Annotated in this window: 15 protein-coding genes; 9 read left to right on the forward strand and 6 right to left on the reverse strand. The window is 71.8% G+C overall.

Going from position 1 to position 15,221, the window contains the following annotated elements; all coding sequences use genetic code 11:
• Positions 1 to 253 precede the first annotated feature (253 nt).
• From QLQ12_RS16405 to QLQ12_RS16415, 3 genes are all read right to left on the reverse strand, one after another.
• Positions 254 to 1,471 (reverse strand): alpha/beta hydrolase, encoded by a 1,218-nt coding sequence (locus QLQ12_RS16405; protein WP_282760831.1) that lies wholly within the window; start codon positions 1,469 to 1,471, stop codon positions 254 to 256.
• Between the two features lie 161 nt (positions 1,472 to 1,632).
• Entirely contained in the window at positions 1,633 to 2,292 is a 660-nt protein-coding gene (locus QLQ12_RS16410; RefSeq protein ID WP_282761232.1) for a response regulator, read from the reverse strand.
• A gap of 11 nt (positions 2,293 to 2,303) precedes the next feature.
• Complete coding sequence (locus tag QLQ12_RS16415) at positions 2,304 to 3,485, reverse strand: sensor histidine kinase (protein WP_282760833.1); 1,182 nt, start codon at positions 3,483 to 3,485, stop codon at positions 2,304 to 2,306.
• An 80-nt stretch (positions 3,486 to 3,565) separates the two neighbouring features.
• On the opposite strand from QLQ12_RS16415, the gene QLQ12_RS16420 reads away from it, so the two are divergent.
• From QLQ12_RS16420 to QLQ12_RS16455, 8 genes are all read left to right on the forward strand, one after another.
• Positions 3,566 to 4,093: a PadR family transcriptional regulator gene (locus tag QLQ12_RS16420; protein WP_282760835.1), complete on the forward strand. Its 528-nt coding sequence runs from the start codon at positions 3,566 to 3,568 to the stop codon at positions 4,091 to 4,093.
• A complete protein-coding gene (locus QLQ12_RS16425) occupies positions 4,090 to 4,836 on the forward strand; it encodes an ABC transporter ATP-binding protein (RefSeq protein WP_282760836.1) in 747 nt (248 codons plus the stop codon). The genes QLQ12_RS16420 and QLQ12_RS16425 overlap by 4 nt, the downstream gene beginning before the upstream one ends.
• Before the next feature lie 5 nt (positions 4,837 to 4,841).
• Positions 4,842 to 6,683 carry an FtsX-like permease family protein gene (locus tag QLQ12_RS16430; RefSeq protein WP_282760838.1) on the forward strand — a complete coding sequence of 614 codons (1,842 nt, stop codon included), beginning with the start codon at positions 4,842 to 4,844 and terminating at the stop codon, positions 6,681 to 6,683.
• Between the two features lie 113 nt (positions 6,684 to 6,796).
• Positions 6,797 to 7,348: a SigE family RNA polymerase sigma factor gene (locus tag QLQ12_RS16435; RefSeq protein ID WP_282760840.1), complete on the forward strand. Its 552-nt coding sequence runs from the start codon at positions 6,797 to 6,799 to the stop codon at positions 7,346 to 7,348.
• Entirely contained in the window at positions 7,348 to 8,358 is a 1,011-nt protein-coding gene (locus QLQ12_RS16440) for a hypothetical protein (RefSeq protein WP_282760842.1), read from the forward strand. Before QLQ12_RS16435 ends, QLQ12_RS16440 begins: the two co-directional genes overlap by 1 nt.
• A gap of 285 nt (positions 8,359 to 8,643) precedes the next feature.
• Positions 8,644 to 9,834, forward strand: a complete 1,191-nt coding sequence (locus QLQ12_RS16445) for a GNAT family N-acetyltransferase (RefSeq protein WP_282760844.1) — start codon at positions 8,644 to 8,646, stop codon at positions 9,832 to 9,834.
• Positions 9,835 to 9,919: 85 nt separating this feature from the next.
• The gene (locus QLQ12_RS16450) at positions 9,920 to 10,438 is read left to right on the forward strand and encodes a GNAT family N-acetyltransferase (protein WP_282760845.1); all 519 of its coding nucleotides are present in this window, start codon (positions 9,920 to 9,922) and stop codon (positions 10,436 to 10,438) included.
• A gap of 241 nt (positions 10,439 to 10,679) precedes the next feature.
• Positions 10,680 to 11,045 carry a YybH family protein gene (locus tag QLQ12_RS16455; protein ID WP_282760847.1) on the forward strand — a complete coding sequence of 122 codons (366 nt, stop codon included), beginning with the start codon at positions 10,680 to 10,682 and terminating at the stop codon, positions 11,043 to 11,045.
• A 17-nt stretch (positions 11,046 to 11,062) separates the two neighbouring features.
• Here the strand turns inward: QLQ12_RS16455 and QLQ12_RS16460 are convergent, their stop codons facing one another.
• A complete protein-coding gene (locus QLQ12_RS16460) occupies positions 11,063 to 11,554 on the reverse strand; it encodes a sugar O-acetyltransferase (protein WP_282761234.1) in 492 nt (163 codons plus the stop codon).
• A 139-nt stretch (positions 11,555 to 11,693) separates the two neighbouring features.
• Complete coding sequence (locus tag QLQ12_RS16465; RefSeq protein WP_282760848.1) at positions 11,694 to 12,869, reverse strand: ROK family transcriptional regulator; 1,176 nt, start codon at positions 12,867 to 12,869, stop codon at positions 11,694 to 11,696.
• A gap of 126 nt (positions 12,870 to 12,995) precedes the next feature.
• Between QLQ12_RS16465 and QLQ12_RS16470 the strand changes: the two genes are divergently transcribed.
• Positions 12,996 to 14,219: an MFS transporter gene (locus QLQ12_RS16470; protein WP_282760849.1), complete on the forward strand. Its 1,224-nt coding sequence runs from the start codon at positions 12,996 to 12,998 to the stop codon at positions 14,217 to 14,219.
• Here QLQ12_RS16470 and QLQ12_RS16475 read toward each other — a convergent pair.
• Positions 14,216 to 15,205: a DUF1963 domain-containing protein gene (locus QLQ12_RS16475; RefSeq protein ID WP_282760850.1), complete on the reverse strand. Its 990-nt coding sequence runs from the start codon at positions 15,203 to 15,205 to the stop codon at positions 14,216 to 14,218. The two genes, QLQ12_RS16470 and QLQ12_RS16475, sit on opposite strands and share 4 nt — an antisense overlap.
• Between the last annotated feature and the right edge of the window lie 16 nt (positions 15,206 to 15,221).

Consider the following 15,221-nt stretch of genomic DNA (forward strand, 5'->3'; position numbering starts at 1 on the left):
CCCCAAGCACGTCGAAGGTGCCCGGGCACGACTCAAACGCATGGTCAGCCGCGGAATCCTGATCGAGAACGAACCCGGAATATTCACTCTCGCCACGAAACGGACCTAATCTTTCCTACCGCCCTCTCAGGTGCTCAGGTGCTCAGGTGCTCAGGTGCTCAGGTGCTCAGGTGCTCAGGTGCTCAGGTGCTCAGGTATTCAGGCGCCGGGCCGCAAAAGAGACGGGCCCGGTGCCGAACCCGCGCGGGACACGTCAGGCGGGGGTGAGGAAGTCGAGCAGGATCTGGCGGCTGGTCTGGGCCACGACACTGCCGTAGGCGTCGTCGAAGGCGTGGACACCGAACGCGAGGGTCTGGACCTCGACGGCGACGCCGTCTCGGGCCAGGGCGGCGCCGAAATCGGTGATGGTCGACGTGGCGATGCCGCGGTCCCGGTCGCCGACGACGAGCAGGGTGGGCATGAGGCCGGGCTGCACATGGGCCGAGGGCGACACCTCGCGGTAGCGGCCGGGCTGTTGGGAAGGCGTGCCGCCGGTGAACCAGGTGGCCGCTTCACGGCTGCCGTCGACGTCGGAGGCCCACATCTGGGTGACGTCGACGCCGGGGTAGAAGCCGACCACCGAGGCCGGCGGCGCGGGCGCCGGCCCGCACGATGACGTGATCGTCCGGTCGAAGAGGCGGTAGGCGGCGTTCAAGGCCAGCGCTCCACCGGCCGACATGCCGCCGAGCGAGATCCGGTCCGGGTCGACGTGATGGCGGGCGGCGTTGTCGTGCGCCCAGCCGAGCGCGCACACCAGATCCTGAGGGGCCTTGTCCCAGGTCGGCGTGGTGGCGGTGGCCAGCCGGTAGTCGACGGCGTATGCCGCGACGCCGTGATCGGCCAGCCAGCGTGCCGTACCCCGCAGGTCGCTCTTGTCGAAGGTGCGGAAACCGCCGGCGTGGGCGAGCACGATGGCGGGCGTCGTGACGCCGGGCGCGGCCTTCGGAAGGTAGGCGTCGACCGTCAGCGGCTGCCCGGCCGGGCTGGCATAGACCGTGGACTCGTCCGGGGTGGCACCGGGATAGCCCAGCTCGGTGAACACCTCCGTGACGGAGATGTCGGCGCCGGCGCGGGCGGCGTCGCGGATCTGGAGCCCGGCGACGGCCAGTGCGGCCGCCGCGCAGGCCGCGGTGATCGCGGTCAGGGCGCGTCCCCACCGCACCAGTCCGGCACGCCAGGCGAGCAGTGCCAGCGCCGTTGCGGCGAGGGCGAGAAGGGCGACGTGGAACGGGAACTGCCCGGCGAGAACGGGGCCGATGACTCCGGCTTTGGGCACCGCCGGGAACCAGGCGCCGACCATGATCGCGGTGACCAGGAAGGTCAGGAACGAGGCGATGACGGCGACGATCGCCCGAGCCGCCCGCAGTGGCCATCTGACCGGCCTGCCGGGGCTTGCGGACGCGGTGGCGGGCGTGTGGACGTCGGTGCTCATGGATGGCTCTCCTAGCGAAGGCCGCGAGGCCGAAGGCGGCGAGGGATGAGCCCGACGCTAGGGGCGGAGTCTGCTGGTCGGCATCGTGCCGCGGAGCCACGTGGGAAAGTAGCTCTCAGGTATCACCCGGATGCGGCGGCGCTGCGAAGCCGCCGCAGGCGTCACAGGTCGATGCGGCCGGGGGTGACGAGTCCCGTCTCGTAGGCGAAGACGGCCGCCTGGGTGCGGTCACGGAGCTGGAGCTTGGTCAGGATGCGGCCGACGTGGGTCTTGACGGTCTGCTCGGCCAGGACGAGGTGTTCGGCGATCTCGGCGTTGGACAGGCCCTGGGCGATCAGGGTGAGGACCTCGTTCTCCCGGTCGGTGAGCCGGTCGGCGCGAACCGGCGCGGGCGCTCGCCGGGGACCGGCGAGGCGGGCGAACTCGGCGATCAGGCGCCTGGTCACGCCGGGGGAGAGCAGGGCGTCACCGGCGTACGCGACCCGGATCGCCTCGGCGAGCTGGACTCCGGAGGCGTCCTTGAGCAGGAATCCGCTGGCCCCGGCGCGCAGCGCCTCGTAGACGTACTCGTCGAGGTCGAATGTCGTCAGCACCAGGACGCGGGTGGCGAGGCCGGGGTCGGCGGTGATCCGGCGAGTGGCCTCGATGCCGTTGAGCCGGGGCATCCGGATGTCCATCACGATCACGTCGGGGCGCAGCTCGGCGGCGCGGGCGACCGCGTCGAGCCCGTCGACGGCGGTGCCGACCACGTCGATGTCGGGCTGGGCGTTGAGCAGGATCGAGAAGGCCTCACGGATCATGGCCTGGTCGTCGGCGATCATCACGCGGACGGTCACTTCGGGTCCTCCTGGTCGGGTAACAGGGCGGCGACCTCGTATCCGCCGGCCTGGGTGGGACCGGCCGACAGTTCCCCTCCCAGCATCGCGGCGCGTTCCCGCATGCCGAGCACGCCGTGACCGGCTCCGTCGGTGTGCCGGACCGGGTGCGGCGAGGGGCCGTTGACGACGCGGATCCGCAGCGCGGCAGCAGAGTAGACGATCTCGACGGCCACACGGGAACCCGGGGCGTGGCGCAGCGCGTTGCTCAACGCCTCCTGCACGATCCGGAAGGCCGACAACTCCACGCTCGGCGACAGCCGGCGGCGTGGCCCGTTGACGGTCGCGGTCACGTCCAGCCCGGCCGCGCGGACCTGGGTGAACACGTCGTCGAGCTGGTCCAGGCCGGGTTGCGGGCGGTCCGGAGCCGGGCCGCCGTCGCGCAGCACCCCCAGTACCCGCCGCAACTCGGTCAGGGCCTCGAGGGCGCTGCCCCGGATGCTGCCGAACGCGGCGACCAGTTCCTCCGGCGGCGACGTGACCCGGTGCGGGGCGGCGTCGGCCTGGATCGCGACGAGGGACATGTGATGGGCGACGACGTCATGCAGTTCCCGCGCGATCCGGGCGCGTTCCTCCAGCAGCATCCGTTGGGACCGTTCCCGGGCCGTCAGCTCCTGCTGTCCGGCCAGGCGCTCCCGGGCCCGGCGCCGGCTCCTCAGGGCGCCGCCGACGACCGCCGCCAGCGCGAACATGACGAGGGCGGTCTCGACGACCTCCCATGACCCGATCCGGCTGCCGGCCAGTTTCAGCCCCACGGCCGCGAGGCCACTGACCACCGCGGCGACGGCCGCGACCGCCGGCGGATTGCGCAGGGCGACGAGCAGGAGCACCCCGGCGTGTACGACCCACGCCCACGACTGGTTGGACGGGGTGGGCGGATGGAGCGCCGGAATGGCGGCGAGTATGACCGTCGACAGCCACCACGCGGCCACCGGCCATCGCAACGCCACCACCAGCGTGACCGCGTGAAGGCCGGCGAGCAGCGTCGCCTGCTGGTCGGCGCCGGTCAGGCCGAGCAGGCCCGCGGACAGCACGACGAGCAGGTGCGGCAGCCACCGTGCCGGCCGTGGTCCGGTCATCGGCGGCAGCGGCTGCGGTGCGGCCGAGACGAGGCCGCGAACCTGATCGATGGGGAGCACGGGCCCATCCTGACAGGCGGCGGCTCCTTGACGACGCCGGAGATAACCGTTATCCATATAGCTAACGGTTAGGGGGTGCTATGCGGCAGGAAGTGGTGCTGGCGCTGTTGGCCAAGGAGCCTTCGCACGGTTACGAGTTGCGCGCCCGCCTGCGTGAGGCGCTCGGGCCGCTGGGCGAGGCGATGAACGCCGGCCAGATCTACGTGACGCTGACCCGGCTGGAGAAGGCCGGCCTGCTGGCGGTGGAGACCTCGGCCGATGGCGGTGACCGGCCGGATCGCAAGGTCTACGCGCTGACCGCCGACGGCCAGCAGCGGGTGGCCGAGTGGATCGCCGAGGTGGCCTGGCCACGGCCCGACCTGGCCGAGTTCCACCTCAAGCTGGTCGCGGCCGCCTCGGCCGGGCTGGCCGACCCGCTCACCGTCGTCGACACCCAGCGCCGCGAGCTGCTGCGTCGGCTGCACGACGCCCAGCGGGCCGCTATCGCCGCGACGGCACAGGAGGGTGCCGCCCTGCTGCTGGAAGGCGTCGTGCTCCGGCTCCAGGCCGACCTGCGATGGCTGGAGGCGTGCGAAAGACATTGGACCCGTCGAAGGAGTGGATCGTGAGCGACACCGCTGGCATGCCCGTGCTCCGAGCGCGTGACCTGCGCAAGGAGTACGGCAGGGGAGAGGGCCGGCTGTTCGCCGTCGACGGCGTCGATCTCGACGTGGCCGCGGGCGAGACGGTCGCGGTGATGGGTCCGAGCGGCTGCGGGAAGTCCACGCTGCTGCACCTGCTCGGTGGCCTCGACCGGCCCTCCGGCGGTGAGGTGTGGCTGGCCGGCGACCGCATCGACGACCTCAGCGAGCGGGCTCTGGCCCGGCTGCGGCGAACCGCCATCGGCTTCGTCTTCCAGTCCTTCCACCTGATGGAGGAACTGACCGCCGTCGAGAACGTCGAACTCTCCGCCCTTCTGGCCGGGCGTTCCCCGCGGACGGCCCGGCGCAAGGCGGAGGAGTTGCTGGAGCGGGTGGGGCTCGCCGACCGGGCCCGGTTCCTGCCCTCGGCGCTCTCCGGCGGCCAGCGGCAGCGGGTCGCGGTGGCGCGGGCCCTCATCAACGAGCCGGCGGTCGTGCTGGCCGACGAGCCGACCGGAAACCTGGACAGCGCCGCCACCCTGGACGTGCTCCGGCTCTTCGAAGACCTGCACGCGGCCGGCCAGACGTTGATGATCGTCACGCACGACGCGCGGATCGCGGCCACCGCCGACCGGCTGATGACCATGCGTGACGGTGTGCTCGTGGACGAGACCAGGCTGACCGGCGGGACCACCGGCCGGCTCGGCGCGCTCGTCGGGCTGGAGGACTGAGCACGATGGGACGCGTCCTTCTCATCGGCCGGCTCGCCGTGCGTGATCTGCGGCGGCGCCCGGTCGAGGCGGCACTGCTGCTGCTCGCGGTCCTGGCCGCGACGACCACCCTGACACTCGGGCTGGTGCTGCGCAACGCGGCCGGAGACCCGTACCAGAACACTCGCGAAGCGACGAGCGGACCGGATGTCGTCGTGAGCGCCGGCACCGCCGCGGGTCTGCCGGATCTGGAACGGATCGCCGGCGCGGCCGGCGTGAGCGGGCACAGCGGACCGTTCCCGGTCGCCGCCGCGAAGATCGAGGCCGGTGGCCGCGTGTCGGACGTGCAGGCGGTCGGCCGCGACACCGGCGCCGCGGCGATCGACCAGCCCGCCCTGGTGAGCGGCGGCTGGGTCCGTGACGGCGGCGTGGTTCTGGAGGCCGCCTTCGCCGCGGCCTTCGGCGTCACGGTGGGTGACCGGGTGACGGTGAACGGCCGGTCGTTCGACGTCGCCGGGGTGGCGGTGACGGCGTCGATGGCGCCCTATCCGGGATCGTCGTGTCTGGTCGCCACCGGCTGCGCGAGCGGCCCGGTCACCGACGACGACCTGCCGCCGGGCGTGCTGCGCACCCCCGGCCTGGTCTGGCTCACCGGGGCGGACGTGCGGAGCCTGGCGCCGGACACCCTCGCGTACCTGATGAGTTTGAAGCTCGCCGCGCCCGGTGAGGCCGCCGCGTTCGTGGCGGCGAACGACGAGGGATCAACGATCGCCCCGGGAGGCCCGCTCCCGCCCCGCATCCAGCCGTGGCAGGAGATCCAGGCCGACGCGACCGAGGTGGCCGGCGACTCCCAGATCCTTCTCATGATCGGAGCCTGGCTGCTCGGCCTGCTCGCCGTCGCCAGCCTGTCGGTGCTGGTCGGCGGCCGGATGGCCGATCAGACCCGGCGCGTCGGGCTGCTCAAGGCGGTCGGCGGCACCCCGGGCCTGGTCGCCGTGGTGCTGCTCGCCGAATACCTTCTGGTGGCCGTCGTCGCGGCGGCCGCGGGCCTGGCCATCGGGGCGCTGTCCGCCCCGCTGCTCACCGACGCCGGGGCCGGGCTGCTCGGCAGCGCCGGCACGCCGGGCTTGACCTTCACCACCATCGGTACGGTGACAGCCGCCGCCCTCGCCGTCGCGGCGCTCGCGACCACGGCGCCGGCGCTGCGGGCCGCCCGGTCGAGCACCGTCGGCGCGCTGTCCGACCCGGCCCGCCCGCCCCGGCGCTCCGGCTGGCTGATCGCGGTGTCGGCGCGTCTGCCCGTACCCCTGCTGCTGGCCTTGAGGGTCGCGGCCCGCCGCCCGCGGCGATTCGTGCTGGCGGTGACCGGTGTCGCGGTGACGGTGAGCGGCGTCTACGTCGTCATGATCCTGGACGCCTTCCTCAGCGGGCCGTCCTCCACCGGTTACGGAGCCGCCCAGAACGACCTGCTGCGCCGGGTGCTGCTCACCTGGACGGTCATCCTGCTCCTCCTGGCGGCGGTCAACGCGGTGGTGATCACCTGGGCGACGGTGCTCGACAACCGGCACACGTCGGCGCTGGCCCGGGCGCTGGGGGCGACGCCGCGGGAGATGACCGTGGCGCTGGCCGCCGCGCAGGCGATCCCCGCTCTGCTCGGCGCCGTCCTCGGCGTCTTCCCGGCCGGGTTCGCGCTGTTCGAGACGATCATGGCGGTCACCGGCGGCGACGGCGACCGTGCGACCGTACCGCCGCTGTGGCAACTGTCCGCCGTGGTCCTGGCGACCGTGCTGGTGGTGTCCGCCCTGACCGCGATCCCCGCCCACTTCGGCACCCGCCGCCCGGTCACCGAAGCGCTCCGCGCCGTCTGACAGCGCTGTCCGATTCGTGCGGGATGGAGCGGGAACTCCCGCTCCATCGTCGTGGCCACCAACGTGAGCGGCGGGTTCTTCAACCTTTCGCTCCTCGATTACGTCTAACGATCATGAAGATCAGACGGCGTCGCCACACCGACGAGACGTTCATCGAGTTCGTGGCGGCGCGCTCAGGCCGGCTGATCGCACACGCGGAGCTTCTTTGCGGCCACCATGAGCAGGCGCGTGACATCGTGCAGACCGTGCTGATCCGCGCCTACCAGCGCTGGCGGCACATCGAGCAGGACGACCCGTACGGCTACCTGCACCGGGCGGTGACCAACGCGGTCACCGACTGGTGGCGAACCGCGCACCAGCGTCACGAACAACCGGTCGACGTGGTGCCCGACCAGCCGGCCACCTCCGAGAACACCTTCGAGGACCGCGGTGCGCTGCTCGCCGCCCTCGAACACCTCACCAGACGGGAACGCACCATCGTCGTGTTGCGCTACCTGGACGAACGCTCCGAGCGGGAGACGGCCGAAGCGCTCGGCGTCAGTCTCGGCACGGTCAAGTCCACCTGTTCGCGAGCGTTGCGCAAGCTGCGAGTCACCCTCGGCGACGAGACGTCGCACCAGCATCACACCGCCGCCAGCCAGACCACCTCCCGACGGAGCAACTGATGCCGACCCAGGAACATCTGAGGACCGCTATGAACGAGATGGCTCGTTCGACCGATGCGTTGTCGCCCACAGTGGTGCTGCACGCCGCCCGGCGCCGTCAGACCCACCGCCGCCTCCTGGCCGCCGTGGTGACCGCGGCAGCGGTCACGGCGGTGTCGATCGGGGTCGCCGTGGCCACTCCGAGCCGCCCGCCCGACGGGCCGGCCCCCGCGGACACCGGTGATGCCGGGCAGGCGCTGCGAGATTCGGTGGCCGCGCTGCGCGGCGGCAACTACACCTTCACCCGCACCGGCACCTCCTCGATCGCCGACATCCAGCGTGCCGCGGTTCACCTGCCGGACAGCGTGCTGCTGCAACACGCCAGCAGCTTCGTGATGGTGCGCGCCGGCTCCGACACCTATCTGCGCTACCTGCTCAACGGGGGACCCGAGTTGCGCGCGCAATACCGGCAGTACTACAAGGAGAACCTCAAAGCCGCCGACGTACGGAAGATCGACGAGGTCTACAGCCATCTCGACGGCGAACACTGGGTGCGCGCCGACGAGAAGAAGCTGACGGAGGCCGCCGCCGTCGACGAGCAGAGCGGGCTGGACTACATGGCGCAGATGCCCACGACCGAGCAGCCCGACGCCACCGGGGCCGGCTCCCTGATCGCCGCGGTGACGAGCGCCGAGCGTGCCGGCAATGTGATCACGGGCACGCTGGACGCCACCAAGCCGGATCCGCTGCTGGAACTGATGTTCAGTGACCCGACCTATCTGTACGGTGTCGGCGCCAAGTCGATGCCGTACCGGGCGACCCTCGACGATCAGGGCCGGCTCACCGAGTTCACCGTCACGATGCCCGATCATCGGATGGCCTCGCAGCCGGCGGACCCGGTCCAGCCGGAGCCGCCGCTGGTCATCCGGATCTCCGAGTACGGCCGGACCGAAGCGCAGAGTCCTCCGGCGCAGATCAGCGGGGAGCTCTCCTCCCTCGCCTACGAGCTGCTCGCCAGGGACACCGACTGAGCTTGTCCGCCTCCGGCGCCGGTGGGCAGAGGCCGCGCAGGGCCCGGAGCGGGTGGCTCCGGGCCTTGCGGTGTCTCCGTGCGAACGACTGCTCAGCATGCCCGGCCGCCGCCGTTGACCAGCTCGTGAAAGCTCTCCTCGCGCTCGGATCTCGCCGAGCTTCTGTCGTGTCGCCACGGTATTGGTGTGGGACGGCGGGTTTTCAAGAACGGGCATTGCGGACGCGTTGGCCGGACAGGCGTCCGATAGCCGGGGGTGGCGGGGTGGCCTGGCAGGATGTCCGGTGTGACGTACCAGGTGCGGCCGCTCGGGCCGGCTGATCAGCAACTCGCGTGGGACCTCGGAAGCCTCACGTTCGGGTACCACGAGCAGCCCATGCCGGAGGGTTGGGCCTCCGATTCCCCCGGCCGGCGCACGCTCGGTGTCTTCGACTCGGCCGGGCGGATGGTCGCCAAGGCGGTGGACCGTGAGCAGGGCCAGTGGTTCGGCGGCCGGGTCGTGCCGGCCAGCGGTGTCGCCGGCGTGGCGACCGCGGCCGAGCTGCGCGGTCGTGGCCTGGGCCGGCTCGTGCTGACGCGGCTGCTGCAGGGCGCCCGGGAACGAGGGGCGGTGATCAGCACGCTGTTCGACACCGCCCCGGCACCGTACCGGGCACTGGGCTGGGAAGAGGTCGGCGAGCTGATCTACTACACGGCGCAGACCCGGGTGCTGGCCGAGATCCGTCCCGATCTCAAGATCATGCTGCGGCCGGCGACAGAGGCAGACATCCGCGCGGCCGGCGAGATCTACCGCGAGGTGGCGCGGACCGGCACAGGCATGATGGAGCGCTCCGGGCCGGCCTTCGAGGCGACCCCAGCGCAGCTGCTGGCCGACTGCCACGGGTTCACCGTCGCCGTTGACGACACCGGCAGCATCGTCGGGTACGCCAGGTGGGACCGCGGCCCCGGCTACGACGCGAGCGGCAAGCTCACCGTGGACGATCTGATCGGGCTGACGCCTGAGGCGACGCGTACGTTGCTGGCGATGCTCGGCGGCTGGGCCAGCGTCGCGCCGACCGTCCTGATCCGGCTGGGCACCGCCGACCCGGTCTGGTCGCTGCTGGCACGGGGCGACGCCAAGCCCGAGTCCACGCAGCCGTGGATGCTGCGCGTCATCGACGCGTCCGGTGCGGTCGCTGCGCGCGGCTGGCCGCGGCACCTGACCGGCGAGGTCGACCTGGAGCTGACCGACGACGTTTGCCCGTGGCACCAGGGTCGCCACCGGCTGGTGCTCTCCGGCGGGAACGGCCGGCTGGAGCCGGGCGGCGCGGGCACTGTCCGGCTGACACCGCGCGGTCTGGCCTCCTGGTACGCGGGCGCGGCGACACCGCAGCAGCTGCGCCGCAGCGGTTTCCTGACCGGTGGGGATACCGACACCGACGAGTTGCTGCGCACCGCGACCGCCGGTCCGGCGCCGACACTGCACGACTACTTCTGAGGATTGACCTTCGCATACGGACGGCCACCGCATCCCGTCACCGCGGCCGTCCGTGGCAGGCGCGGCGATCGTGCAGAATGCCCGGGTGATCATCGATGTGCGCGCCGGGAGAGAAGGCGATCTGCCGGCTTTGCTGGAGATCTACAACCATCACGTCCGAACCGGTCATGCCACTTTCGATGAAGTTGAGGTGAGCCTCGACGACCGGCAGGCCTGGTGGGCGACGTATGCGCCGGTCGGCTCACATCGACTTATCGTGGCTGCCGGAGACGAACGGGTGGCCGGGTACGCCACGAGCAGCCCGTACCGGGCGCATCCTGCGTTCCAGCACACAGTGGAAACCAGCGTCTACCTCGCTCCCGATGCGATCGGCCAAGGGATTGGCGGGCGGCTCTACGACACGCTGCTGGCCGAACTGGTCGACACCGACGCTCACCATGTCGTGGCTGCCGTGGCGCTGCCCAATGACGCGTCCGTGGCACTGCATCTCTCCCGGAGGTTCACTGTTGTGGGCACTTTCACCGACTACGCGATCAAGCGCGGTAGGCGCATCAGTTCCACCTGGTTTGAGCGCCCGGTGCGCATGCGGGACGAATGCCCATAGTTCTCGTCCTACCCGGCTCTTGCCTGGTTTCACTTCATGCCGCAGACAACGCTCGGTCTCCTCGCCAGCCGCCCGGGCTCGCCACCGACACTCACCGCAGTCACCCCGGGTGATGCCCTGAGCTGTTCCGCAGGGATGCCAGTCGGGCTGCGAGGGGGGTAACGGCAAGCTGAGCCGCGCGTGCGGCGGTGCGGGTCCGTGTGCGATGCTCTCGCTCCACCGATGAAAGGGGCATCGCACCGTGCAGTTCGCCGAGGCCGTGGACCGCCATCTCGCCGCCGTCACCGGGCGCGATCTGGCGGGCTATCAGGCCACACTCCACCCGGACGTGTCTTTGATCATGCTGGACGGCCGACTCCTCACCGGCCGCGACGCCGTACTCGATCTGCACCGCGCCTGGTTCGGCGATCCTGACTGGAGCTGGAGCCTGACGCCACTGTGGAGCACCGTCGCCGGGGACACCGGAGTCGCCGTGTTCGCGGTGGAGTACCGGGACCTCGATGCTGACGGGCGCCCGTACGAGCTGGCGTACTCGCTCGGTCTGACCTTCGTCCGGGTGGATGCCGCCTGGCTGCTTTTGCACGACCAGAACACCCGGACCAGCTGAAGCTCCCCCCGCAGGCCTCAGCTTGCGGGAGGGGCCGGCTTCAGACGCTTCCGCTCGACGATGCTCGTCGCCGTCACCACGCTCAGCGGCGGCACGTCCTTCGCGACGACGGCGCCCGCCCCGACGACCGACCCGTGGCCGATCGTCACTCCAGGGGTGACCGTGACCGCCGCGCCGATCCACACGTCATCCTCGATGACGATGGGCGCGTGCGTGATGAAGTCGTACCGTTCGTCGAGCTCGACGGGGTGCCCGGCGGTGCTCAGCGTCACCCGGGGGCCGATCAGGACGCGGTCACCGATGGTGATGCCCCCGTAGTCGAGGAAGAAGCATCCCTGATTGATGAACACCCGCTCTCCGAACGACGCTCCCAGCCCGTAGTCGCAGTGGAACGGCGGCAGGATGGAGAGGGAATCCGGGACCGGCCCACCGAAGATCTCGGTGAGCATCGTCCTGCGGGCGTCGAGGTCGTCGAACGGCAGCATGTTGAGGCGCGAGGTCAAACCCATCACGATGGGTACGCGCTCCGCGAAGGCACGTGACTCGGGTGTCCGCGTTCGCAGGCGTTGCTCGTGGCGCACGAGCCGATGCTGGCACGGTGACGCGGTGACTCGTGACGACCCCCTCCCGCGGTGACATGGGGCGGCGTCACATCGACGGGCCGGCCTGGAGTCGGGTGCGCAGCCACCCGGGGCTGAGGATCGTGTCGAAGGCGATCTCGGCCGCGCCGCGCAGCGGGCCGATCTCACCGACCGTCCCGGCCAGGATGCGGGGCGGGTCGGCGCGCCTGAACCGCATGAGGGCCTCGGCGCAGGCCTGTTCGATCAGGCCGCGCCGCAGGCGGATCAGGTCGATCCCCAGTCCGGAGAGGGTGACCGCCTCGGGGTCGAGGGCGTTGGCCAGCGCGCCGAGTCCTCGCCCGAGGGCGGTGGCGTTGTCGTCGACGGCCCGGCACGCCTCGGGCTCGCCGGCCTCGGCGCGGGCCAGGATCTCGCGCCCCCGAGCCCGCCCGGCCCCGTAACCGGGGTTCTGCCCGAAGCGCCGCAGCAGCGCGTTGGCGCCGACGTCCAGGCTCCAGCAACCCTGGACGCCGCACATGCACCGCAGGCTTGAGCCGGTGAGCGGCATGTGCCCGAACTCGCCGGCGATGTTGTTGGCGCCGCGCTGGGAGTCCCCGCCCAGCAGCAGGGTGCCGCCGATGTCGAAGTCGATGTGGAAGTGCAGGGCGGTCCCGGTCCCGCGTAGGGCGCCGCGGCGGGCCTCGGCGAGGCCGGCGAGCCTGCCGTCGTTGTCGACCACGGTCGGCCACTCGTCGCCGATGTGCTCGCCGAGGTCCACATCGTCCCATCCCAGGTGCGAGATGTGCAGGCGGCGGCCGTCCCGGACCGGCCCGGCGATGGCGATGCCGAGCGAGGCGAGCCGGTCGGTGGCGTGCCGCCGGGTGGCTCCGCGGATCTCGTCGAACACCATCGGCGTCCGGTCGTGCTCGCCGGTCTCCAACTCGGTCAGCCGCCCGCCCAGCTCGATTCTCGCCAGGGTCCAGGAGTCCTCGCGGATGTCGGCGGCGAAGGCGACCGGCCCGTCGGGGTGCGCGAGCAGCAGGGTCGTGGGTCGGCCGCGGCCCGTGGTCTCGGCGGGCACCTCGTGCAGCAGCCCGGCCGCCTCCAGTTCGCCGACGAGCGCGGCGGCGGTGTTGCGGCCGATGCCCAGCAGCCGGGCCGCGCCGGCGCGGGTGAGCGGCTCGTCGGCGTCGTGGACGAGCCGCAGGAGCCGGGTCTGGTTGTGGACCCGGAGGTCGGCGCTGGTCTTCATCTGCTGCGGCATGGCAGGCATTATTCCGTCGCCGTCGCGCCCCGGCCCGTTTATGTCTTCGGCGAGGACAAAATTTGACGGTCAGCTCGCGGCGCTTTAAGTTCGAGGCGAGAACAAAATGCCGTACCGAGGAGGGGCATGTATCCCGACACCACCACCCTGCGCCGCGCCCGCGTCGGGGTCTTCGGCACTTTCGCGACCTCAGGTTTCGTCATGGGCGCCTGGGCGGCCGCTCTGCCCTCCGTCGGCAACCGGCTCGACCTCGGCGAGGCCCGCCTCGGCACGCTGCTCCTGCTGATCCAGATCGTCGGGCTGGCCACCATGCTCGTCGCGGGGAGAATCGCCGACCGGATCACCAGCCGCGCCCTGCTGCGCTGGACCGGCCCGGCCACCCAACTGGTCCTCGTCGCCCCCGCACTCGCGCCGGACTATGAGGCCCTCCTGCTCTGCGGCGCGCTCTACGGCGTCGGTGTCGGCTTCGTCGAGGTGGGCCTCAACGCCCACTCCGTCGAGCTCGAGCGCTACTACCGGCGGCCCATCATCTCGTCCTTCCACGGTTTCTGGAGCCTCGGCGGCGCCGCCGCGGGCGCGCTCACCTCGCTCGGCCTCACTCTCGGGCTGGGGAACCAGGCCATGCTGGTGATCGCCGCGCTGGCCTGTGCCGTGGTGTTCGCCGCCTTCACCCGTCCGCTACTACCGCCACCAGGCCGGACGCGCGGTGGCGACGCCGCCACGCCGGCCGGCACGGCCCGCATCGGCGTGATCGTGCTCGGCGCGATGTTCGTCCTCGGCCTCGGTGGCCACCTCATCGAGTCCGGCGCGGTCGACTGGGCCAATCTGCACGCCGCCCGCGTCCTGAAGGCCGACGAGGCGCTCGCGCCGCTGTCGTACACGGTGTTCGCCTGCGCGATGACGGTCTTCCGCCTGCTGGGCGACCCGATCCGCGCCAGGCTCGGCCCCGGCCGCACACTGCTGAGCGCGGGTGCCCTGGCCGCCGCCGGCTACGGCCTCATCCTCGTCTCGGCGGCGGCCGGCGGGCTTCCCCTCGCGTGGGCCGGCTGGATCCTCGCCGGCTCCGGGATCGCGGTGATCGTCCCCGTGCTGTTCAGCGCCATCGGGGAGGCCGGCGGCCCGCCCTCCACCATCGCCCTGATCTCGATCTCCGGCTCCGCCGGCCTGCTGCTCGGCCCGGCCGCGATCGGCTACCTCGCCGAAGCCACCAACCTGACGATCGGCCTGCTGGTCCCGGTCGCCCTGGCGGTCTTCATCGCCCTGGCCGGACCGGCCACCATGCGCCGCCTCCTCGCCAGCCGGGCGCCCGAGAAGGCCGAGCCCGGCGCGCCGGTCCTGAACAGGCGCTAGCCGCGTATGAACGCCCAGACCCGGCCGAACCGGTGCCGGCGCAGATCGCTCTCCCTGATCCAGAACTGCAGATGCCCCTCGTCGCCGATCCAGCCGTCGAGCGGGCCCACGCCAGGAACGTCGATCAGCAGGCGGTAGCCGTCGTCGTGGTCCTTGCACGGCAGCAGCGTGCGCAGCGGCTCCGGCTCGGTGGCGATGCCGAACATCGTGGGCAGGTCGTGCACCGGCCCGTAGTCCTCGATCACGCCCCAGTTCGAGAACACCGTCTCCAGGACCCGGCGGCGCGCCGTCTCCAGGTCGCCGGGGAAGGTCCACTGCACCTCGGCGTCGACCGGGACCGCGTCCCGGAAATACTCGTCGCCCAGATCCTCGGGCCGTGCCAGCCGCTTCCGGCCGGGCCTCCTGATGTGGCGGACCTGCCAGGCGTTGCGTTCCCCGTCCGCCCGATCGTCGCCGCCGGTCTCCAGGTCGTGGAAGAACTGCAGCACTCCGGGGACCTTCACGTCCAGGCCGCAGACGTCGGGCACTGCGGCCTGGACCAGATGGGCGAGCGGGATGTCGTCGTCGCGCCGGGGCCACCCGGTGTGCCGGCCCTTCGACGGTTCCCCGGCGATCCAGGTGTCCGGGTGCGCGTCGGGGCCGGGGACCGGCCGCAGCAGGACCCCCGGTTCGGCGGTGACCGGCTCGCCGGCCAGGTCGACCAACGGGTGCCGCAGCCAGCGGTCCAGATCCTTGCGCTCGGGCGGCCGCGGCATCCACGGGTGGATCCAGTAGCGAGCGTCCCGGCGAACGAACGGGTCCTCGTCGCGCTCGGCGATCGCCCGGATCCGGGCCACGTCCGCCGGATCCGCGACGGCCGCCTCGGCGCTCCGGTTGAGCCGGTCCACCAGGGCGTTCCACTTCCGGTGGCCGGGGCTGGTGGTCCAGTCCCGGCGCCATCCGGCGAGCGTGCGCCAGCCGTCGAGCAACTCCGCTACCCGGTCCACCCCGGGTATTTTACGG

Source organism: Actinoplanes sandaracinus (genome assembly GCF_030009775.1).
Lineage (GTDB): Bacteria > Actinomycetota > Actinomycetes > Mycobacteriales > Micromonosporaceae > Actinoplanes > Actinoplanes sandaracinus.